Origin of the sequence: Oscillibacter sp. CAG:155, assembly GCA_000436875.1 — a bacterium.
Lineage (GTDB): Bacteria > Bacillota > Clostridia > Oscillospirales > Oscillospiraceae > Oscillibacter.
In genome coordinates this window covers 33727-54351 of sequence record FR890956.1, presented here as the reverse complement: position 1 = coordinate 54351, position 20625 = coordinate 33727, and the positions used below count along the sequence as shown (strand labels likewise).

The 20625-nt window shown below is 59.9% G+C and carries 22 protein-coding genes, 2 pseudogenes and 1 other annotated feature; of the genes and pseudogenes, 16 read left to right on the top strand and 8 right to left on the bottom strand.

What is annotated here, in order from left to right:
• The 3 genes from asnA to gltX form a co-directional block, all read right to left on the bottom strand.
• The coding region (gene asnA, locus QZL67_RS10975) for an aspartate--ammonia ligase (RefSeq protein ID WP_292920331.1) at window positions 1-885 on the bottom strand (885 nt) is incomplete at its 3' end.
• A gap of 32 nt (window positions 886-917) precedes the next feature.
• On the bottom strand, window positions 918-1490 hold the full coding sequence (locus tag QZL67_RS10970) for a stage II sporulation protein M (RefSeq protein WP_292920329.1): 573 nt from the start codon (window positions 1488-1490) through the stop codon (window positions 918-920).
• Between the two features lie 53 nt (window positions 1491-1543).
• Complete coding sequence (gltX, locus tag QZL67_RS10965) at window positions 1544-3034, bottom strand: glutamate--tRNA ligase (protein WP_022290763.1); 1491 nt, start codon at window positions 3032-3034, stop codon at window positions 1544-1546.
• A gap of 374 nt (window positions 3035-3408) precedes the next feature.
• On the opposite strand from gltX, the gene QZL67_RS10960 reads away from it, so the two are divergent.
• From QZL67_RS10960 to QZL67_RS10940, 5 genes are all read left to right on the top strand, one after another.
• Complete coding sequence (locus QZL67_RS10960; protein WP_292920327.1) at window positions 3409-3642, top strand: helix-turn-helix transcriptional regulator; 234 nt, start codon at window positions 3409-3411, stop codon at window positions 3640-3642.
• A gap of 198 nt (window positions 3643-3840) precedes the next feature.
• Window positions 3841-4848: a tryptophan--tRNA ligase gene (gene trpS, locus QZL67_RS10955; RefSeq protein ID WP_022290761.1), complete on the top strand. Its 1008-nt coding sequence runs from the start codon at window positions 3841-3843 to the stop codon at window positions 4846-4848.
• 12 nt (window positions 4849-4860) lie between these two features.
• Window positions 4861-6045 (top strand): MraY family glycosyltransferase, encoded by a 1185-nt coding sequence (locus tag QZL67_RS10950; protein WP_022290760.1) that lies wholly within the window; start codon window positions 4861-4863, stop codon window positions 6043-6045.
• Window positions 6045-7193, top strand: coding sequence for a non-hydrolyzing UDP-N-acetylglucosamine 2-epimerase (wecB, locus tag QZL67_RS10945; RefSeq protein ID WP_022290759.1), 1149 nt, complete (start codon window positions 6045-6047; stop codon window positions 7191-7193). The genes QZL67_RS10950 and wecB overlap by 1 nt, the downstream gene beginning before the upstream one ends.
• Before the next feature lie 30 nt (window positions 7194-7223).
• Window positions 7224-7967 carry a hypothetical protein gene (locus QZL67_RS10940; RefSeq protein ID WP_022290758.1) on the top strand — a complete coding sequence of 248 codons (744 nt, stop codon included), beginning with the start codon at window positions 7224-7226 and terminating at the stop codon, window positions 7965-7967.
• Window positions 7968-8002: 35 nt separating this feature from the next.
• Here QZL67_RS10940 and QZL67_RS10935 read toward each other — a convergent pair whose 3' ends face one another.
• From QZL67_RS10935 to nth, 4 genes are all read right to left on the bottom strand, one after another.
• Window positions 8003-8200: a hypothetical protein gene (locus QZL67_RS10935; protein WP_292920325.1), complete on the bottom strand. Its 198-nt coding sequence runs from the start codon at window positions 8198-8200 to the stop codon at window positions 8003-8005.
• Between the two features lie 180 nt (window positions 8201-8380).
• On the bottom strand, window positions 8381-8797 hold the full coding sequence (locus QZL67_RS10930; protein ID WP_022290756.1) for a hypothetical protein: 417 nt from the start codon (window positions 8795-8797) through the stop codon (window positions 8381-8383).
• 18 nt (window positions 8798-8815) lie between these two features.
• Window positions 8816-9073, bottom strand: coding sequence for a hypothetical protein (locus QZL67_RS10925; RefSeq protein ID WP_022290755.1), 258 nt, complete (start codon window positions 9071-9073; stop codon window positions 8816-8818).
• Window positions 9074-9175: 102 nt separating this feature from the next.
• The gene (gene nth, locus QZL67_RS10920; protein WP_022290754.1) at window positions 9176-9835 is read right to left on the bottom strand and encodes an endonuclease III; all 660 of its coding nucleotides are present in this window, start codon (window positions 9833-9835) and stop codon (window positions 9176-9178) included.
• Between the two features lie 149 nt (window positions 9836-9984).
• Between nth and QZL67_RS10915 the strand changes: the two genes are divergently transcribed.
• Complete coding sequence (locus QZL67_RS10915; RefSeq protein WP_022290753.1) at window positions 9985-11256, top strand: replication-associated recombination protein A; 1272 nt, start codon at window positions 9985-9987, stop codon at window positions 11254-11256.
• Window positions 11257-11324: 68 nt separating this feature from the next.
• Here the strand turns inward: QZL67_RS10915 and QZL67_RS10910 are convergent, their stop codons facing one another.
• Window positions 11325-12260: a S1 RNA-binding domain-containing protein gene (locus tag QZL67_RS10910; RefSeq protein WP_022290752.1), complete on the bottom strand. Its 936-nt coding sequence runs from the start codon at window positions 12258-12260 to the stop codon at window positions 11325-11327.
• 92 nt (window positions 12261-12352) lie between these two features.
• Between QZL67_RS10910 and QZL67_RS10905 the strand changes: the two genes are divergently transcribed.
• The 10 genes and pseudogenes from QZL67_RS10905 to QZL67_RS10860 all read left to right on the top strand — a co-directional run.
• Complete coding sequence (locus QZL67_RS10905; RefSeq protein WP_022290751.1) at window positions 12353-12547, top strand: DUF951 domain-containing protein; 195 nt, start codon at window positions 12353-12355, stop codon at window positions 12545-12547.
• Window positions 12548-12800: 253 nt separating this feature from the next.
• Window positions 12801-13667 (top strand): annotated as a pseudogene (locus QZL67_RS10900) (sigma-E processing peptidase SpoIIGA); the annotation flags it as partial.
• 46 nt (window positions 13668-13713) lie between these two features.
• Complete coding sequence (gene sigE / locus QZL67_RS10895) at window positions 13714-14418, top strand: RNA polymerase sporulation sigma factor SigE (RefSeq protein ID WP_292920323.1); 705 nt, start codon at window positions 13714-13716, stop codon at window positions 14416-14418.
• 51 nt (window positions 14419-14469) lie between these two features.
• Window positions 14470-14699, top strand: a binding site (T-box leader).
• A 65-nt stretch (window positions 14700-14764) separates the two neighbouring features.
• Entirely contained in the window at window positions 14765-15274 is a 510-nt protein-coding gene (locus tag QZL67_RS10890; protein ID WP_022290747.1) for a hypothetical protein, read from the top strand.
• A gap of 30 nt (window positions 15275-15304) precedes the next feature.
• On the top strand, window positions 15305-17941 hold the full coding sequence (locus tag QZL67_RS10885) for a valine--tRNA ligase (protein ID WP_022290746.1): 2637 nt from the start codon (window positions 15305-15307) through the stop codon (window positions 17939-17941).
• Between the two features lie 268 nt (window positions 17942-18209).
• A complete protein-coding gene (locus QZL67_RS10880; protein ID WP_022290745.1) occupies window positions 18210-19124 on the top strand; it encodes a stage III sporulation protein AA in 915 nt (304 codons plus the stop codon).
• Window positions 19118-19615 carry a stage III sporulation protein AB gene (locus QZL67_RS10875; RefSeq protein ID WP_022290744.1) on the top strand — a complete coding sequence of 166 codons (498 nt, stop codon included), beginning with the start codon at window positions 19118-19120 and terminating at the stop codon, window positions 19613-19615. The genes QZL67_RS10880 and QZL67_RS10875 overlap by 7 nt, the downstream gene beginning before the upstream one ends.
• A gap of 10 nt (window positions 19616-19625) precedes the next feature.
• Complete coding sequence (spoIIIAC, locus tag QZL67_RS10870; RefSeq protein WP_022290743.1) at window positions 19626-19820, top strand: stage III sporulation protein AC; 195 nt, start codon at window positions 19626-19628, stop codon at window positions 19818-19820.
• Window positions 19821-19822: 2 nt separating this feature from the next.
• Window positions 19823-20212 (top strand): SpoIIIAC/SpoIIIAD family protein, encoded by a 390-nt coding sequence (locus QZL67_RS10865; protein WP_022290742.1) that lies wholly within the window; start codon window positions 19823-19825, stop codon window positions 20210-20212.
• A pseudogene (locus tag QZL67_RS10860) lies at window positions 20209-20625 on the top strand (stage III sporulation protein AE); the annotation flags it as partial. The gene QZL67_RS10865 and the pseudogene QZL67_RS10860, both read left to right, overlap by 4 nt.

The following is a 20625-nucleotide window of genomic DNA, read 5'->3' as shown; positions in this document are numbered from 1 at the left end:
CCCGCCGCCGATGGAGGGAGGGAGTTCTCCCTTGAGCAGCATCTGATGGAAGGGGAGTTTCCGGCGGTCATCACAGCCCCGCTCCGTCAGCTGACGGTCCAGCGCCGCGGCATCCACCCGGATTCCCATGGAGGAGAGCTCAAAGCGGCTTTCCAGAACCGGGTTCCACATGAGAATGTCACCGTTGAGATCCCAGTCGTCATAGTCAGGGGCACGGCCGTCATGGGGCTTACCAGATCTGAGCTTCTTGCCAATCTGCATCAAGAACACGGTGTGATGCTCCCGGCAGATCGCAGTCTCCCGCTCGTTGGGGGTCAGGTCAGGGAACCGGTCTTCCAGCTCCTGCGTGGTGATGAAGTAGACTTCCCGGTCAGGGATAAAGGTGAGAACCGGGAAGGCATTCCGCAGTGCAGCAGCGGTGTCGCAGATGGCACCCACAATGTCCCGCACGGTGTCCTGAAGATACCCCACGTTGCGGTTGGCCGTGTCAATATGTTTTTCCCAGTCCCACTGATCCACGTAAATGGAGTGGAGGTTGTCCACCTCTTCATCCCGGCGGATGGCGTTCATATCGGTATAAAGGCCGGTGCCGGGCTTGAACTCATAACGCTTGAGGGCCAGACGCTTCCACTTGGCCAGAGAGTGTACCACCTGCCCCTCGGTGCCCACATCGGGGATGTCGAAGGTGACAGGGCGCTCCACACCGTTCAGGTCATCGTTCAGACCGGTCTTGCCGTCCACGAAAAGGGGAGCAGAGACCCGGTGCAGGTTGAGCCGGACCGTGAGGCTGTGCTGAAACTCGCTGTGGATCAGCTCAATGGCCCGCTGTAGCTCGTTGTTGGTCAAGGGCATCCGGTACCCCGCGGGGATCACAATTTTACTCATAGTCAAACAGTCCTTTTCAGATTGGGATTTTTTTAAAGGAACCAGGCGGCGATGGCTGGTGTGACATAGGCTTCCACGAAGGCGGCGGCCAGCAGCAGCGGCGCCAGTGCCAGCAGCAGGGTCTGCCCCATCAGGGAAAGACAGCCGGTAACGGAGCGTGTCTCCTCATTTCCCCGCAGACGGCGGGTCAGCTGTCCGCAGGTGTACAGCCCCACGCCAAAGGCCAGCATCATGGCCGGCAGCTCAAAAATGGCATGAGGAATCAACGCTGCCAGATACAACGCCAGGGAAAGGCCGTTGCGTACGTATACCGCTGCCAGCCAGCCCAGCAGTACGGCATTGAGTCCCAGTGCCATGGCCGGCAGCTGCACAAAGGGCAGCAGGCCATAGAGCATGATAAAGGTGGTGGCCTGCAGATTGCTGACAAATACCGCGAGGGCAGAGAGATTTCCGGATTCGTCGGTAACAGCGTCCAGATCCACGGTCAGATTTCCCATCACACCGCTCAGCAGATCCAGAAGTCCCGGAATCAACAGGCAACCCACGCAGGTGAGCACCATCAAAATCAAAAATGCAGCGGCCGAACGGCCGGTTTCCCGTTTCACGCCGTCCCGCCAAGCGGAAAGCAAGTCTCCGTAGGCGGAAGGAAAACCAAGACTCATGCGCCCAGCAGCTCCATTCCATGGCGCAGGCGGCGCAGGGTCTCCTCACGGCCCAGAATGTGGCAGATCTCCACGGCACCGCCGGGAGTCACCAGCTTGCCGGCAGCAGCGATGCGGACGGGCCACATCAGAGTGGCGTTTTTAACCTCCAGCCGGGCGGCCAGGTCGATCAGGGCGTCGTGGATGGCGTCCTGAGTCCACTCCGGCAGGGCCTCCAGCACTGGGACGGCGGCCTGCAGCATGGCCAGAGACACCTCGGGATTGGTCTTGGACTTCTTGTTGGTATAGAAGTCCACGCTGTATTCAGGCAGGGTATCGAAGAAGTCCACCTTTTCGGGAATGTCCGTCAGCTTTTCACAGCGGGCCTGCAGCAGTGCAGCCACAGCGGCGGTGTCGATGGCGGGGTTCTTGACGCTCTCGCGGATATAGGGCTCTGCGGCCTTGGCGAATGCGGCGGGGTCCATAGCCCGCAGATAGGTGGCGTTGAAATAGGTGAGCTTTTCAATGTCGAAGATGGCAGGGGACTTGGAGATGCCGGCAATGTCAAAGGCGTCCACCAGTTCGGCAAGAGAGAAGATCTCCTGCTCGCTGCGCTCGCCCTTGGGGGCCCAGCCCAGCAGGGCCACATAGTTCAAAATGGCCTCCGTCAGATAGCCCTGAGCCTTCAGGTCCTCATAGGAGGGATCACCGTGACGCTTGGACATCTTGTTGTGCTGATCCCGCATGACAGGGGAGCAGTGGACATAGGTGGGAATGTCCCAGCCAAAGGACTCGTACAGCAGGTTGTATTTGGGGGCGGAGCTCAGGTACTCGCTGCCCCGGACCACGTGGGTGATGCCCATAAGGTGGTCGTCCACCACGTTGGCAAAGTTATAAGTGGGCAGGCCGTCCCGCTTCAGGAGGACCTGGTCGTCCAGAGTCTTGTTCTCCACGGTAATGTCGCCGAAGGACACATCATGGAACGTAGTGGTGCCCTCGTGGGGGATGCGCTGACGGATGACATAGGGCTTGCCGGCAGCCAGATTGGCCTGGACCTCCTCGGGACTCAGGTCCCGGCAGGGGTCATCGCCCCGCTGGAAGTCACCGCTGTCCTCTTCGGACTCAGTCTTTTCGCAGAAGCAGTAGTACGCAGCACCCTTTTCCACCAGCAGCTCAGCGTATTTGCCGTACAACCCCCGGCGCTCGGACTGGATATAGGGGCCCACGGGACCGCCAACATCGGGACCTTCGTCATGGTCCAGACCGCACTCTGCCATGGTGCGGTAGATGACGTCCGTGGCACCTTCCACCAGGCGGCCCTGATCGGTGTCCTCGATGCGGAGAATGAAAGTGCCGTGGTTGTGCCGGGCGATGAGCCAGGTATACAAGGCAGTGCGGAGATTGCCCACGTGCATATAGCCAGTGGGAGAGGGAGCGAACCGGGTCCGAACCCCGCCCTTGGGGATACGGGCTTCCATCTCCTCAATAAATGCGTGATCAACAGACATGAAAGTACCTCCATGCATAATTTAACAGATTAGATTATCATCCAGCACGCCTGGAATGTCAAGAGTTTTCACATCTGCTGCGGGAAGAAATACGGGACCAAAAACCCGGTGGATTCTCATAAAAGTATGGATGGCTGCTCCGGATTTATGCTCTCCAGCCAATTCGGATTGCCTGTGCCGGTATCCGGTCAGGGAGAATCGCCGGTCTGAATCAGAACCGAACAATGCACCACTCCCTGCCGTATTGAGGTGGTTTGCCAAGCTGGCAAACAAAGGGTTGGACCGGGACTTGACAAACCTGTGCAGAATTGCTATGCATGAAGTATACTTCACATAAAGCATACTTCATGTTTTGGAGACAGAGGGAGGGTACTGTGAAAAACCGAGTCAAGGAGCTGCGAATGGCGGCTGGGATGACCCAGCAGCAGCTGGCGGAGTGGGTCCATGTGTCCTCCCGCACCATTATCTCTCTGGAAAAGGAACAGTATAATCCGTCGCTCCTGCTGGCATACCGCATTGCGGAGGTGTTCCATACCTCAGTGGAAGAGCTGTATTGCTTGCGGGAGAACCGGGAACTGGAGGATCAGAGCTATGAAAATCTACTATAAAATAACTTTTACAGCGGTATAGTCTGTCTGCTGCTGGATGCCAACCTCTTTTACGAAAAACGGATGTGAGGCGGATGAAATTTCAGGCATACGTCGCTTTTCCGTTGCACTTTTCTATGGAGTATGATACACTCTATAAGTTAAATTGCACCCTTTGTGCAGGGCGCTTTCAATAGAAAGATTTGAGGTGTTCCGATCATGGAAAATGAAGTTCAAAAAAAGCGGATTCTCAGCGGTATTCAGCCCTCCGGCGACTTGACGCTGGGGTCTTATCTGGGGGCTATCAAGAACTGGGCAGCGCTGGCGAACGAATATGACTGCTATTACATGCTGGCGGATATGCATACCATCACTGTCCGGCAGGTGCCGGCGGACCTGCGCCGCCGGACGCTGACTCAGGTGGCGGCTTACATTGCCTGCGGCCTGGACCCGGAGAAGAACACGCTTTTTGTTCAGTCTCATGTGCCGGCTCATGCCCAGTTGGGCTGGGTGCTGGACTGCTACACCATGTTCGGTGAACTCTCCCGCATGACCCAGTTCAAGGACAAGTCCGCTAAAAATGCGGATAACATCAACGCGGGACTCTTTACCTATCCCTCCTTGATGGCGGCGGATATTCTGCTCTATCAGGCGGACTTGGTGCCGGTGGGCGGCGATCAGAAGCAGCACGTGGAGATCTGCCGGGACATCGCCACCCGCTTCAACGGCATTTACGGTGAGGTCTTCAAGCTCCCCGAGCCCTATATTCCCCCTGTGGGTGCCCGTGTCATGAGCCTGACCAGCCCGGAGAACAAGATGAGTAAGTCCGACAAGGATCAAAACGGCTGCATCTATATGCTGGAAAAGCCCGAGGACATCATGCGCAAGTTCAAGAAGGCCGTGACCGACTCTGAGGCCTGCGTCCGGTATGATCCCGCCGCGAAGCCCGGGGTCTCAAACCTGATGCAGATCTACTCCGTGGCCGCCGGAAAGACCTTTGAGGAGATCGAGCGGGAATTTGACGGACGCGGCTACGGCGATTTCAAGACTGCTGTGGGTGAGTCCGTGGTGGAGTTGCTGCGGCCCATCCGGGAGGAGACGGAGCACCTGCTGGCAGACAAGAGCTACCTTGAGAGCGTGTACCGCGCCGGTGCGGAGAAGGCCTCCCGTGTGGCCAACCGTACGCTGGACAAGGTCTATAAAAAAATTGGCTTCCTGGCCCGGTGACGGAGGGACGAAATGCTGTTTGATACAAAGCTGTTGGCCTATGTGGTGCTGGCGCTGCTGGTGGCGCTGGCAGTCAGCTTCCTGATGACCCCGGTGGTCAAGACGTTTGCCTATAAGGTGGGCGCTATTGACGTGCCGAAGGATGCCCGCCGGATGCACAAGGTCCCCATCCCCCGGCTGGGCGGCCTGGCCATCTTCATCGGCTTTATGGTCAGCATTTTGCTCTTTGCGGAGATCACACCGGAACTGCAGAGCATTCTGCTGGGTGCCGTCATCATTGTGGTGCTGGGCGTGGTGGACGACATTATGGCACTGCCCGCCATGCTGAAATTCGTGGTTCAGATTGTCGCAGCACTGATCCCCGCCACCCATGGTGTGCGGATTCTGGCGTTTTCCAATCCCAACGTTTTTTCCGAGAATCTTTATTGGGTGCTGGGCGGATTGTCCATTCCCTTTACGGTCCTTTGGATCGTGGCCATTACTAACTCCGTGAACCTGATCGACGGCCTGGACGGTCTCGCAAACGGTGTGTCCGCCATTTCGGCCACCACCATGTTGGTTATTGCCCTGGCCAGCGATCAAAGTGCTGTGGCAGTGGTGCTGGCGGCGCTGGTGGGTGCCTGCGTGGGCTTTATGCCTTACAATATGAATCCTGCCAAGATGTTCATGGGGGATACCGGTGCCACCTTTTTGGGTTATATCCTGGCCACCATGTCCATTCAGGGCCTGTTCAAGTACTATGCGGTGATCTCCTTTGTGGTGCCGTTTTTGATTTTGGGCTTGCCCATCTTTGATACCACATTCGCCTTTATCCGCCGGATTGCCCACGGCCAGAGCCCCATGCATCCGGACCGGAGCCATATCCACCATCGGCTCATTGACATGGGCCTCAACCAGAAGCAGGCGGTGGCCACGCTGTATGTGATCTCTGCCATTTTGGGTCTATCCGCTGTGGTGCTGACCACCGGCGGGGAGCAGAAAGCCATGTTGCTTTTCCTGGCGCTTTGCATTGTGGCGGTAGTTGCTGCCCGGGTAGTGTTCCCCAAGGAGGTCAAGGAGGAACTGCGGGAAGAACTGGACGAACTGAAGGACCACGGCCATCACGGCGAGGGACAAGCCCCGGAGACACCGCCGGAGAACGCCGACAAGACACCTGACCAGCGGCCAGGTGCCTGGGAAGAAGAGGAGGATCAGTGATGGAAAAGCTTCGTATCATGAGTGTGTTCGGCACCCGGCCGGAGGCGATCAAGATGGCGCCGCTGGTCAAGGAGCTGGCCAGCCGGGAGGGAGTGGAGAGCCTTTGCTGTGTTACGGCTCAGCACCGTCAGATGCTGGACAGCGTGCTGGAGGTTTTCCAGCTCAAGCCGGACTATGACCTGGATATCATGACCCCCCGCCAGACCCTCTCTACCATTACCAGCAAGTGCCTCACCGGCATGGACGCGGCTATCGACGCGCTCAAGCCTGATATGATCCTGGTGCACGGCGATACCTCAACCACCTTTGCAGGGGCCCTTTCCGCCTTTTATCATCAGGTGCCGGTAGGCCACGTGGAGGCAGGCCTGCGAACCTATGACAAGTATTCTCCCTTTCCGGAGGAGATGAACCGAAAGCTGGTTTCCGCCATTGCGGATCTGTATTTCTGCCCCACGGTGAACAACAAAAATAACCTGCTGAAGGAGGGAATTACCGAGGGCCTTTTCATTACCGGCAACACGGTGATCGACGCCCTCAAGACCACGGTCCGGGAGGATTACCACTTCTCCACTGAGGCGCTCAACCACCTGCCTTACGGGGAGAAAAAGATCCTTCTCGTTACCTGCCACCGGCGGGAGAACTACGGCGAGCCCATGCGCAACATCATGCTGGCCCTGCGGCAGATCGCTGAGGAAAACGAAGATGTGGAGCTGGTGTATCCCGTCCACCTGAGCCCGGTGGTCCGGGAGGCGGTGGATACCTATCTCCGCGGCGCACCCCGGGTGCATCTGATCGACCCGCTGCCGGCGGATGAGATGCACAACCTCATGGCGCGGAGTTTCCTGGTGCTGACGGATTCCGGCGGACTGCAGGAGGAGGCACCTGCTTTGGGCAAGCCTGTCCTGGTGATGCGGCGGGAGACGGAACGGCCGGAGGCTGTAGCCGCCGGGACGGTAAAGCTCTGCGGCGTGGTGCAGGACGATATCGTCACCATGGCGCAGCGGCTGATCCGGGACCCGGAGGCCTACGCCAAAATGGCCCATGCGGTCAACCCCTACGGTGACGGACATGCCTGCCGCCGGATCGCCGATGCAATCCTGTGGCACTTTGGCCGGGGCGAGCGTCCGGAGGATTATCAGGCGCAGTAACGCGGGCTGCGGATCGGGAGGAGGGCCGCCATGAAACGTAGAAAGCTCAGCCGGGCCGCTGTTGGCTTTGCGGGACTGATTGCGTTGGTGGTGGTTTTGATGCTGGCCAACAGCCTGCGCCCGTCCCCGAGGATCGAGCTGCCTTCTCAGGAAGAGGAAGGCGTGCAGAGCGAGGAAAGCAGCAGCGGCGACGGGTTGACCGTTGTGGAGATCCGGCCGGACACCGTACAGGCCGCCGTAGCCACACTGGAACGGCCGGAGACCTACCAGCGGGAGCTGGTGGTACAGCAGTTCTGGGACAACGGCAGCGGCACAATGGAAAATACTGTCACTGTCAGCGGAGGATGGACCCGGGTGGATCAGACGCTGGCCCGGGACCGGGTCCGCCATTCCGTCACCGATGGCCGGATGACCTACATTTGGTACAACAGCCAACGGACCGTTTACGCGGCACAGGCCGGCGAGATCTCAGCCGATATGGAACAGGCTATCCCGACCTATGAGGATGTGCTGGACCTGCCGGTGGAGGAGATCTCCGCCGCTAATTATCAGACTCTCAGCAACATGAACTGCATCTATGTGGAGACTGCCGCGGATGCGTATGGCTATGTGCTGAAGTACTGGGTCAGCGTGGACTCCGGGCTGCTGGTGGCAGCGGAAAAGCTGTTGGACGGAGAGACCGTCTACCGGATGTGGGAGACCAGTGCTGATCTGGACCCCACCATTGAATCGGAATTCACCCTGCCGGACGGGACGGACCTGCTGGCGAATTAAACGGTAAGAAGCGGAGCGCGCTGCGCTCCGCTTTTTTAAAGAATCAGCAGAAGTCCCAGAGCCACCAGCAGTTCCTCATCGGCGTCCTCCCGGAAGAGAAAGAACAGCAGCACCAGCAGCAAAAGGTCTCCCGTGTCCACATGGTCCAGATGCAGCTGGTCCAGAATGTGCCGCAGAAAGCTGCTCAGTCCGTCGGAGAAGGGCGTTCCGGAAGCGGCGGTCGGAGGCGGCATACTGCTGCCTGCTCCGTTTCCAGGCGGCCCGTTTCCGGACGGCTGGTTATTGGATGTGTGAGGCACGTCATGCCTGCCGCGTGTTTCTGCCCCGTGTCCGGAAGAGGGAGGGCTCTGGGTCTCTTCCGGAATTCGGGTATAAGTACCATTGTCATTTCGAACATAGCGGTTATACATGGCTTATCCCTCCCATCCGGCCAGGAACTTTTTGCCCAGATGGAACAGCCGGGCAAGCTGCAGCGCCCGCTCCACCTTTTCCTGCCGCTCCGGCTTCAGGTAGGGACGCAGGGCGTATAGCAGCGCCCGGGCATTGGAATCCTGCTGCCCGCCCAACTCCTGGAGCAACGGCAGAAGACGCATCAGCAGCTTGGGGTCCAGTCCATTGCCCAGGGAAGAGAGCAGGTCTGTGCCGGTAGAGGGCGGCTGGCGCGGCGTTGCCTGCTGGGGAGGCTGTGGGGCAGAGGGGGGCGGACTGCCGCCGGAGGAGGACTCCTCTCCGCCGGAGATGGACTGGGCCATCTGCATGATCTGCGCCATTTTGCCGGGGTCCGAGAGCAGGGCATTGAGTTTGTCATCAAATTCGGACACGGCATCCATCCCCCTTTCCGCCGATGGTTACTTCTGTGTGGTCTGGTTGATTCGATTGATCAATGCGGCCCCATCCGGGCTTTGCATCAGCTTTTGCACCAGCTGGGTCATCTGGGTGGTATCACCCCGAACGGCGGACTGCACTGCCTGCTGTAAAGAAGCGCCCTGATCCTGCTGGGTCAGCATCCGCATCAGAGCCTGCCCATCCCGGGACTGCATCAGGGCGCGCAGGGCGGCGGGATTTCGCCCAAGCTGCTGTGCCATATGGTTCAAGCGTTCGTCCATGGCTTCCTCCTTCTGGCCGGAGAGATTCTCCGTTCCGTACCAGTATATGAGTGAGAAAAGAAAAACGTGCCTGCGGATGCAGGCACGTTGGAACAGGATACATTATTTGGCCGCTTTTGCCGCTTTCACAGCGGCTTTGGCACTGTCACAGTCACCGGAGAGGGGGCAGCCCTCGCACTTGGGAGACCGGGCAGTACAGGTGTCCCGGCCGAAGAGAACCATCCGGTGGCAGAAATCACTGGATTCCTTAGGGGGGATGGACTGGCGCAGCTGCCGCTCCACCTGGACAGGGTCCTTGGACCCGTCGGTGATGCCAAGCCGACCGGTGATGCGGATGCAGTGGGTGTCGCATACGTATGCCGGCTGACCGAACACATCTCCTAAAATCAGGTTCGCGGTCTTGCGGCCCACGCCGGAGAGGGCCGTCAGCTCCTCCATGGTGCCGGGGACCTTACCGCCGTGCCGCTCCAAAATCTGTTGGGCACAGGCCACCAGATCCCGGGCCTTCCCATTGAAAAAGCCGCAGGAGCGGATATATTCTCCTACCTCGGCAGGGTCAGCCTCCGCAAAGCTCTCCAGGGTGGGGAAGCGGGCGAAGAGTGCTGGGGTCACCTTGTTGACCCGTTCGTCGGTACACTGGGCGGAGAGCCGCACGGCAAACAGCAGCTCATAGTCCTTTTTGTATTGCAGGGAGCAAAGGGCGTCCGGATAGATTCCCTTCAGCGTTTCAATGATCCGCTTGACGGCGGCTTTGGATTTCATGGCAGTCACCTCTTAGAGGACAGAATACCACAAAATCCGACGATTGGCGAGGGGAAAATGCAACACCTCCTCCGGCAATTTTCCGGTGGAAAGCACTGGGGGATTATGGTATACTATACATTCAAGCAAAAAGGAAGGGAGGGCTCGCCATGCAGCGTCCCCTTGCGGATGAGATCCGCCCGAAAACGCTGGATGAGGTGGTGGGGCAGAAGCATCTGCTGGCCCCCGGTGCGGTGCTCCGCCGTCTGATCGAACGGGGGACCGATGCCAATATGGTCTTTTACGGTCCCTCCGGCACCGGCAAGACCACCATTGCCAACATCATCGCCCAGCGCACCAACAAAACCCTCTACCGGCTCAACGCCACCACCGCGTCGCTGCAGGATGTAAAGGACATCTGTGCCGACGTGGGAACACTGATGGCCCCCGGCGGGGTACTGCTGTATCTGGACGAGATCCAGTATTTCAACAAAAAGCAGCAGCAGAGCCTGCTGGAGTTTATGGAGAACGGCTCCCTGACACTGATCGCCTCCACTACGGAGAATCCCTATTTTTATGTGTACAGCGCTCTGCTCTCCCGCAGTACCGTATTTGAGTTCAAGGCTGTTTCCCCGAAGGAGACGGAGGGTGCTGTTTTGCGGGCGCTGAAGGTGGAGCAGCAGCGCAGTACGCTGCCCCTTCACTGGGAGGAGGGACTCCCGCTTCAGATCGCCACCGCAGCCGGCGGAGATGTGCGCAAGGCCATCAACGCCGTAGAGCTGTTGTGTCAGGCGGCCTCACCGACTCCGGACGGCACTCTGATTTTGACAAGTAAAGACGCCTTACAGGTTTCTCAGCGCAGTGCTATGCGCTATGACCGTGATGGGGATGCCCACTACGATATTCTCTCCGCCCTGCAAAAATCCATCCGGGGGTCCGACCCGGACGCGGCGGTCCACTATCTGGGACGGCTGCTGGAGGCGGGGGACCTGCTGTCTCCGTGCAGGCGGCTGCTGGTGATTGCGGCGGAGGATATTGGTCTTGCCTATCCCCAGGCTATCGTGGTGACCAAGGCCTGCGTGGACGCGGCGGTACAGCTGGGACTGCCGGAGGCCCGGCTACCCTTGGCCGAGGCGGCAGTGCTGCTGGCTACCGCACCGAAGTCCAATACCGCCCATAATGCCATCATTGCGGCCATGGCGGATCTGAAAAAGGGAAAAACCGGGGAGATTCCCCGGCATCTCCAAAATGTTCATGTGGATACCAGCGGCCAGGAGCGGGAGCAGGGCTATCTCTATCCCCATGATTTCCCGCACCGTTGGGTCAAGCAGCAGTATCTGCCGGATGCGCTGCAGGGCGTCCACTATTATGAATGGGGCGACAACAAGACGGAGCAGGCCGCCCGGGCATACTGGGAGAAGATCAAGGGAAGCGATTTTTAAACCACTGCCTACACCCATGGCTGACAGGAATCCAATGTTTTGGGAGTAGCGTCTTCGGATGAGGTGCTCTATTCGCCGCTCTCCCGGAAGATGGTTTCCACGACAGGCTTTTCACAGCCTGGCGGAGAGTAGACCCAGCGGTCCAGCACGCCGTCGGTGATCTGATAGCGGATGGGCGGCGGCACCGGATCAGGCGAAAGTTTTTCGATGATCTGGAGCTTGATTTTCATCCGGTCCGGGCGGATGCTTTTGATGTACACGGATACTCCGTCCCCGGGCTGGAGCGTTTCCCGGGTATCGGCCAGACCGGAGAGATTGGGGGCCAGTTCGATAAAGGTGCCGTATTCCTTGACGGAGCGGACGGTGCCTCGGACGGTTTCCCCCGGCTGAAAGTAACTGGCGTTTTCCATCCAAGTGCCCAGCAGTTCCCGGTGGGTCATGGTGAAGCGGCGGGTCTGGTAATCGATGGAGGCCACGGCGGCCAGAATTTTTTGCCCCACCTGGAAGCGATCCCGGGGACTGGAGATCCGGGAGATGGAGATGCGCTCCAGCGGGAGCATGGCGACGATGCCGCAGCCAATGTCCAAAAACGCACCAAAGGGCACCAAGTGGGTCACCACTGCGGTGACCACCGCGCCGGGAACCAGCGTTTTCAGAAAGGCGTCCAAAGCCCGCTCCTGAGCGGCCCGCCGGCTCAGCAGCGCGACAGGCGCGCCCTTTTCATCGGCACGAATGTCCGTCACGGTAAAGCAGGCGGGTTTTCCCACACGGGAGAGCAGGGCAATGTCCCGGTCCGCACCGCTGATCCAGGGGGAGAGTGCCTCCTGGCGAGGAATGCGCCCGGCAATGGGACCCAACGAGAGGTAGAGGGTGCGGTCCACGCCGCAGCGCTGGACAGGTGCTTCCAGAATGGTGCCGGCCGCCTGGGCGGCCTGGAGAGCAGAGAGAGACCATTCAGTGGGGGGACGGAGCCCCTCCGGCAGATACAGTTTGTTTTCCGGCATCGATGATCGCATCCTATCTGCCGCTTGACGCGGCGTCATTTTTGTTGTAGTACTATATGCAGCGGACAAGATCTGTTTGACAGGAGGTATGTATGGACCTGCGTCTGCACGACAAAGTGGAACTGAAAAAGGCCCATCCCTGCGGCAGCACCCAGTGGGAGATTCTGCGGGTGGGCATGGACATCAAGCTGCGCTGCCAGGGGTGCGGCCATGAGCTGATGCTGCCCCGCAGCAAGGCGGAAAAGAGCATCCGAAAAATTCTGTCCCGGGAGGAGGAGAAGAAATGAACAAAAAGACCCGGGCAGTGGCTCTGGTTTTGGTGGTGGTCATGGTATTTGCACTGGTGACTTCCATGGTGGCGCCCTATCTGGTGTAAACCGGAAAATCAATTGGAAAAGCCGCGGAATCAAAAGATTCCGCGGCTTTTTTGCGCTTTTTCCATCGTGAGCCGAGTGCGGGTGGATGGCAGCAAAAGGAACGGCGTCCCCGTTTTGCGACCGGTTTTACGAATGGCCCGCCGTATAATCATCTCTGCTGGACATGGGTGGCAGTACCTGTGTTCTTTCGCTGGGAAGGGGGGATACCATGACGGTTGTTTATCTCGACAGCGTGTTTGTGCTCAACGCACTGATGGATTATCTGCTGTTGCTCTCCGCCGGACGGCTGGCGGGGGTGCCGCTGCGGCGGGGCAGGTATGCATTGGGAGCGCTGCTGGGGGGCGGATACGCGGCGGCGGTGTTCTTGCCGGGGCTGGAGTTTTTGGCACAGATGCCGGTCAAGGCGGCTGCGGGGATATTGCTGGCGCTGGCAGCCTTTGGCGGAGAGCGCAAGCTGCTGCGGCTGACGCTGTTGTTTTTCGGGGTGTCCTGCGCCATGGCGGGGTGCGTGCTGGGATTTGGACTGCTCTCCGGCGGTGCGATTCCGGCAGTCAACGGCGTTTTCTATACGGATGTGTCCGTACGGGTGCTGCTGGTAGCCGCCGGAGCGGCGTATGTGGTGCTGACGGTGGTGTTCCGGGCCTCTGCCCGGCATGCAGTGGCGGGGGAGCTGCTGCGGATTCGGGTGTGTGTGGGCGGCCGGGACGTGGAACTGACTGCGCTGCATGACACCGGAAACAGCCTGCGGGACCCGGTGTGCGGGGCGCCGGTGCTGGTGACGGCCCCGGGGGCACTGAACGGTGTTTTGCCCTCTGAGGTCCGGCATCTGCTGGAGATGTCCCTGCCGCCGGCAGACCTTTTGGAGCCACTGCGGCGGGTGGCGCCGGAACTGCGGTTCCGGCTGATCCCATATCACGCGGTGGGAGCGGGCGGACTGCTGCTGGCGGTGCGCAGCGACTGGATCGAATGGGCGGGACGGCGGCAGGCCGGCGTGCTGGTGGCGCTGTCCCCCACGGAACTGGGAACAGGGTATGCCGCGCTGTGGGGCGGCGATGCGGATGGAGGCAGACGAGATCATGAAAGGGCTCAAACGGAAACTGCGGAATTTGCTGGAGCGGCTGGGGCTGCTGCCGGCGGAGGGTGTCCACTACATCGGGGGCAGCGACACGCTGCCGCCGCCGCTGACCAAGGAGCGGGAGAAGGAACTGCTGGGACGCGTGGAGGAAGAGTGTGCCCGGCAGGAACTGATCGAACATAACCTGCGGCTGGTGGTCTACATCGCCCGCAGGTTTGAAAATACGGGGGTCGGCATCGAGGACCTCATCTCTATCGGGACCATCGGCCTTATCAAGGCGGTGGGGACGTACCGGTCCGACAAGAACATCAAGCTGGCAACGTATGCCTCCCGGTGTATTGAAAATGAGATCTTGATGTACCTGCGGAAAAACGCTGCCCGGAAGGGGGAGGTCTCCTTCGATGAGCCCCTCAATACCGACTGGGACGGCAATGAGCTGCTGCTCTCCGACGTATTGGGGACAGAGGCGGATGTGGTGATGCGGCCCATCGAGGAGGATGTGGACCGCTCGCTGCTGACGGCGGCAGTGAATACCCTGTCTCCCCGGGAAAAACAGATCATCACGCTGCGCTTTGGACTGGGCGGCGGCCGGGAACAGACGCAGAAGGAAGTGGCAGACCAGCTCGGAATTTCCCAATCGTATATCTCACGCCTGGAAAAACGCATCATCTCCCGGCTGAAAAAGGAAATTTTGCGGCTTTCCTGACCTTGACAATCCAAATCCGGTATACTATACTGGTACGGAATCAAGATATTGGGAACTGCAAAGAAGGGAAGCAGTACCCGGCTGGCGGATGCCAAGAGAGGGCGCGGTTGGTGGAAGCGCCTGGGAAGCGGCCGGAGAAGTCGTCCCGGAGCATCCGGCTGAAAGAGCAGTAAGCCGCGACGGTGACCCCGCCGTTATCGGGAATGGCGCCATGCGGCGCCGGTGAGTGCGTGTTTTTTGCATGAATTCAGGTGGTACCACGGACATTGTTCGCCCTGAGCCTTCTGGCTCAGGGCGTTTTTGTTTGTCTGATCGGGCCGAAAATTCCATTACGAAGGAGAGAACCATGAAATTCGAAGCGGAGATCAACTTAAACTACCGCCAGCTCCTGGCACTTTACCAGGTATCGGAGCGGCTGTTCCGCCGCTGGCAGATGCTGTTGTTCCGGGTGGTGTGCCTGGCGGTGGGTGTCTGGCGTATCTGGAAGACCTGGGGCGACATCCAAGCGGACGGGCTGTCCTTTACCCGGTTCAGTTATCTGCTCATCGGTGCGCTGTTTTTGGCCGCGGCACTGATTCCCAATATCATCAGCGCTGGCTGCGCCCGGATGCGGGTGATGTACAGCGGCAAGCTGCGCTTTGACGAGCAGGGCTTTTACGAGGTCATGGGCGGAAAGACCATCCGGCATGAATATGAGAAAGTCTTTGCGCTGGTGCATTTCCGGGGCTATGATTTCATTTTCCTGGACCGGCTGGCAAGCCTGATCGTACAGCTGGATCAGGTGCCGGGGCAGGACCCCAAGGCACTGCGGAGCTTTCTGGAGAAAAAGTGCGGCAAGACCTATTATGATATTTGATCCATCAGGATATAGAAAAGGAGAATCCCTATGAACAAAGAACTGCCAAAGGTGTATGAACCCCAGCAGGTGGAGTCCCGCATCTATCAGATGTGGGAGGACAACCATTGCTTCAACGGCGATCCGGACCCCAAGAAAAAGCCGTTTTCCATCGTGATGCCGCCCCCCAACGTGACGGGCCAGCTTCACATGGGCCATGCGCTGGATTCCACACTGCAGGATATCCTCACCCGCTTCAAGCGGATGCAGGGCTATTCCACACTGTGGCTGCCCGGCACGGACCACGCCGGTATTGCCACCCAGATCAAGGTGGAGGAGGACCTGCGGGTCAACGAGGGCAAGACCCGTTATGACCTGGGCCGGGAGAAGTTCCTGGAACGGGTGTGGCAGTGGAAGGAAAAGTACGGCGGCCGCATCGTGGAACAGCAGAAGAAGCTGGGCGTTTCCTGCGACTGGGACCGCTCCCGCTTCACCATGGACGAGGGCTGTTCCAAGGCCGTCCGGGAGACCTTCTGCGAGCTCTATGACAAGGGCCTCATCTACAAGGGCAGCCGCATTATCAACTGGTGCCCCCACTGTGCCACCGCTCTCTCCGACGCGGAGGTGGAGTACGTGGATAAGCCCGGCCACCTGTGGTATATCCGTTATCCCCTGGCCGACGGCTCCGGTGATCTGGTAATCGCCACCACCCGTCCTGAGACCATGATGGGCGATACGGGCGTTGCCGTGAACCCGGAGGACGAGCGGTTCAAGCACCTGATCGGCAAGACCTGCATCCTGCCCATCATGAACCGGGAGATCCCCATTGTGGGCGATGAGTACTGCGAGATCGGCTTTGGTACCGGCGCTGTGAAGATGACCCCCGCCCACGACCCCAACGACTTTGAAGTGGGCCTGCGCCACAACCTGGAGGTCATCCGCTGCATCGGTGACGACGGCCGCATCAACGAAAACGGCGGCCCCTATGAGGGCATGGACCGCTACGAGTGCCGCAAGCAGATCGTCAAGGACCTGGAGGAGCAGGGGTATCTGGTCAAGACCGAGCCCTACAACCACAACGTGGGCACCTGCTATCGCTGCCACAACGATGTGGAGCCGCTGATCTCCGCCCAGTGGTTCGTGAAGATGGAGCCCCTGGCCAAGGAGGCACTGCGGGTCGTGAAGGAGGGCGAGGTCAAGTTCGTCCCCGAGCGCTTTGCCAAGACCTATATCAACTGGATGGAGAACGTCCATGACTGGTGCATTTCCCGTCAGCTGTGGTGGGGCCACCAGATTCCTGCCTGGTACTGTGACGAGTGCGGCCACATCAACGTCTCCCGGGAGGACCCCACCAAGTGCGAGAAGTGCGGCTGCACCCACCTGACCCGGGACCCCGACGTGCTGGATACCTGGTTCTCCAGCGCCCTGTGGCCTTTCTCCACGCTGGGCTGGCCGGATAAGACGGCGGATCTGGAGTATTATTATCCCACGTCCGTCATGGTCACCGGTTACGACATCATCTTCTTCTGGGTTGCCCGGATGATTTTCTCCGGCTGTGAGCAGATGCACCAGATCCCCTTCCACACCGTGCTGATCCACGGCCTGGTCCGGGATGACAAGGGCCGCAAGATGTCCAAGTCCCTGGGCAACGGCATCGATCCGCTGGAGATGGCGGAGAAGTACGGCGCCGACGCTCTGCGCTTCAACCTTATCACCGGCAACTCCCCCGGAAACGATACCCGGTTCTACACGGAAAAGTGCGAGGCCATGCGCAACTTCGCCAACAAGATCTGGAACGCCAGCCGCTTTGTGATGATGAACCTCACCATCGACAAGTGCGTGCTGCCCGGGGCGGACCAGCTGGCACCGGAGGACAAGTGGGTCCTCTCCAAGCTCAATACGCTCATCAAGGAAGTCACCGAGAACCTGGAGAGCTATGAGATCGGCGTGGCCTCCGCCAAGGTCTACGACTTCCTGTGGGACACCTACTGCGACTGGTATATCGAGCTGACCAAGTCCCGCCTGAACGGCGAGGACGAGCAGGCAAAGCTGGTGGCTCAGAACGTCCTCTGCTACGTGCTGACGGAGCTTTTGAAGCTGCTCCATCCCTTCATGCCCTTCATCACGGAGGAGATCTTCCAGGCCCTGCCCCACGAAGGGAAGTTCATCATGACCTCCCAGTGGCCGGTCTACCGTCCGGAGCTGGACTTCCCGGCAGAGGAGTCTGCCATGGAGGCGGTGATGGATACCATCAAGGCCATTCGTGCCCGCCGGGCGGAGATGAACGTGCCCCCCTCCAAGAAGGCGGAGGTGCTGATCGTCACCGCCACGCCGGAGGTCTATGCCCAGGGTGTCCACTTCATCCAGCGTCTGGCCTATGCCAGCGGCGTGACCTTTGCGGAGAATGCCCCGGCGGATGTCACCGGTATGATCAGCGTGGTGACCCACAACGCCACGGCCTATCTGCCTTTGAGTGAGCTGGTGGACATCGCTGCGGAGCTGGAGCGCATCGCCAAGGAGAAGGAGAAGGCCGAAAACGGCCTGCGCATTGTGGAGCAGAAGCTCTCTAACGAGAAGTTCGTCTCCCGGGCACCCGAAGCCGTGGTCAACGCCGAGAAGGAGAAGGCTGCCAAATATAAAGAACTCATCGCCAAGCTGGAGGAGTCTGCCAAGGCCATGCAGGCCTGATACTGCCTCCTGCGCAACCTGATAAAATCGGAAAAGCCGTGCGGGAGATCAAGTCCCGCACGGCTTTTCTGCGCTGTTCGCCTGGAACCCGGAAAAGACGCAGCTTGCCGAAACTGCATCCGGCGGCGAAAACGGTCGGCCGGGAGCTCTGCCCATCAGCAGGACCTTTGCGCGATGCGCAGGGTCCTGCTTTTTTGTCAAAAGCATCCGTCATATTGTGGGACGGGCCCTCATAGAGTATAGCAACCAAAGAAAGGGGGAACCTCCCTTGCAATCTGACAAGAACTGTTTGCGTTATCAGGCGGCGGCAGCCATCCTGCCGCCCAGACTCCGGGCCCTGGCGTTGACTCTGCCGGAATCACAGCAGATGACGGCGGAGGAGTTCCGCCTCCGGGCGGGACAGCCTTTTGCGGTGCTACTGCCGTCGGGGGAGCGGACGTTTGCTGCTGTGGTGGAACCGGCGGAGCTGGAGACACTGTGCAACCTGGCCACGGAATTTTCCCGCTATGCCGCATCGGAGACGCTGCGGGAGGGGTATCTCTCCGTCCGGGGCGGCTTTCGAGTGGGACTGTGCGGCACGGCGGTGATGAAGGACGGCGCCAACACCAATCTCAAGGATCTATCCTCCGCAGCGGTGCGGATTGGCCGGGAACAGCGGGGGATTGCCGATGACGTGGCGCCCCGCCTTTTCCGGGACGGAGAATTTGCCAGCACACTGATCCTCTCACCGCCGGGAGGCGGGAAGACCACGCTGCTGCGGGACCTGGTGCGGCGCCTTTCGACGGGCACGGCGCCTTATGGTTCCAGAAGAGTCTCCCTCATTGACGAACGGGGAGAGGTGGCGGTGATGGTCCGGGGCCGGCCCCAGATGGACGTGGGGCCCCGGACCGATGTGCTGGACGCCTGTCCCAAGGCACTGGGGATTCCCATTGTGCTGCGGGCCATGAATCCCCAGATCATCGCCGTGGATGAGATCACGGTCCGGGAGGACCTGCGGGCCGTTCACCTGGCCAATGGCTGCGGAGTCCGGCTGCTGGCCACCATTCACGCCGGCAGCGTGGAAGAACTCAAGCGCAAGCCCCTGTACGCGCAGCTGCTGGAGGACCGGGTCTTTCGTCTGGCGGTCTGTATCCGGCGGACGGGGACGGGGCGGTGCTATGAAGTGGAGGAGCTGCCATGGTAAAGCTGCTGGGAAGTCTGCTGATCCTGGGGGGCGGATTCTGGGCCAGGTGGTCCATGGTCTCCGTCTGCCGCAGGGAATTGGACACGCTCTCGGAATTGACGGCGTGTCTTACGGAAATGGCGGAGGAGATCCGCCTGGCCCGGACACCGCTGCCGGAGCTGCTGGACCGGTTGAGCCGGGGGCGGGGACCGGAGGTCACTGCTTTTTTCACCGCTGTAGCCGGGGCGGCCCGGCGGGGCGGGAATGTGGCACAGGTCTGGCGTCAGGCGGCGGAAGAACTCCCGTTATGTGACGAGGACCGGGATATTTTGGCCGAGGCCGGCCGCCATCTGGGCGGCGATGAAACTTCTGTCTGTAAAGGAATTTCACTGGTCATCTCTCACCTGGGCAGGAGCCTGGAGGAACAGCGCCGCAGCCGGGGAGAACGGGAGAAGCGGGTCACGGCGCTGTGCTTTTCCGGTGCCGCACTGCTGGTGATTTTGCTGCTGTGAGGGTAGAAACATGGATGTGGATTTGATTTTCAAGATTGCTGCCATCGGTATTTTGGTGGCGGTGCTCAACCAGCTGCTGGTGCGCTCCGGCCGGGAGGAGCAGGCCATGATGACCACGCTGGCGGGGCTGGTAGTGGTGCTCATGATGATGGTCCAGGAGATCAGTGACCTCTTTGACCTCATCAAGACCCTCTTCGGGTTTTAAGCATGGAGCTTGCGATCCAGGCCGCCGGGGCGTGCGTGGTGTGCGCACTGCTGGCGGTGGTGGTACGGCGGGGCAGCCCGGAGACCGCCCTGCTGCTGGCCGTGGCGGCGGCTGTCGTGGTATTGCTTGCCGTAGGACAGGCCCTGGAGGAAGTGACCGGCTTTCTCACGGAACTGGGGGAGCACAGCGGCGTCTCGCCGGAGCTGTTTGTCCCGCTTTACAAGGCGGTGGGCATCGCACTGGTGGTCCGGGTGGGAGGCAGCCTCTGCCGGGATGCCGGGGAGTCCGCCCTGGCCTCTGTGGTGGAGGCGGCGGGGGCGGTGTGCGCACTGGTGGTGTCGCTGCCGCTGCTGCGGACGGTTTTATCGCTGCTGTTGGAGCTGATGGAATGAAGAAACTGATTTTTGCGGTAGTGTGCTTGCTGCTGCTGACGGTCCAGGCCCAGGCGGTGGATCTGCCCAGTGATCTTACCGACGCGGTGCCGAAAGAAGCAGAGGATTTTCTGGAGGGACAGTCTGCGGATGATGCTGGGGACCTGGCCCAGGGCATCGGCAGTATTCTGGAGCGTTTGGGCGATCAGGCTGGGACGGTGATCCGAACACGTCTGCGGGGAGCTGTAGCCGTGTTGTTTGTGGCGGTTTTGTGCGGCGCGGCGGAGGGCTTTGGCCAGGGAACTGGCGGAAGTCGGGCCACAGCCTTTTTGCCCATGGCGGGGGCCCTTTCCGTGACATTGCTGACCGCCGGCAGTCTGGACGATCTCATTGGCCTTGGCAGCCAGACAATCCGGGAGCTCTCGGACTTTTCT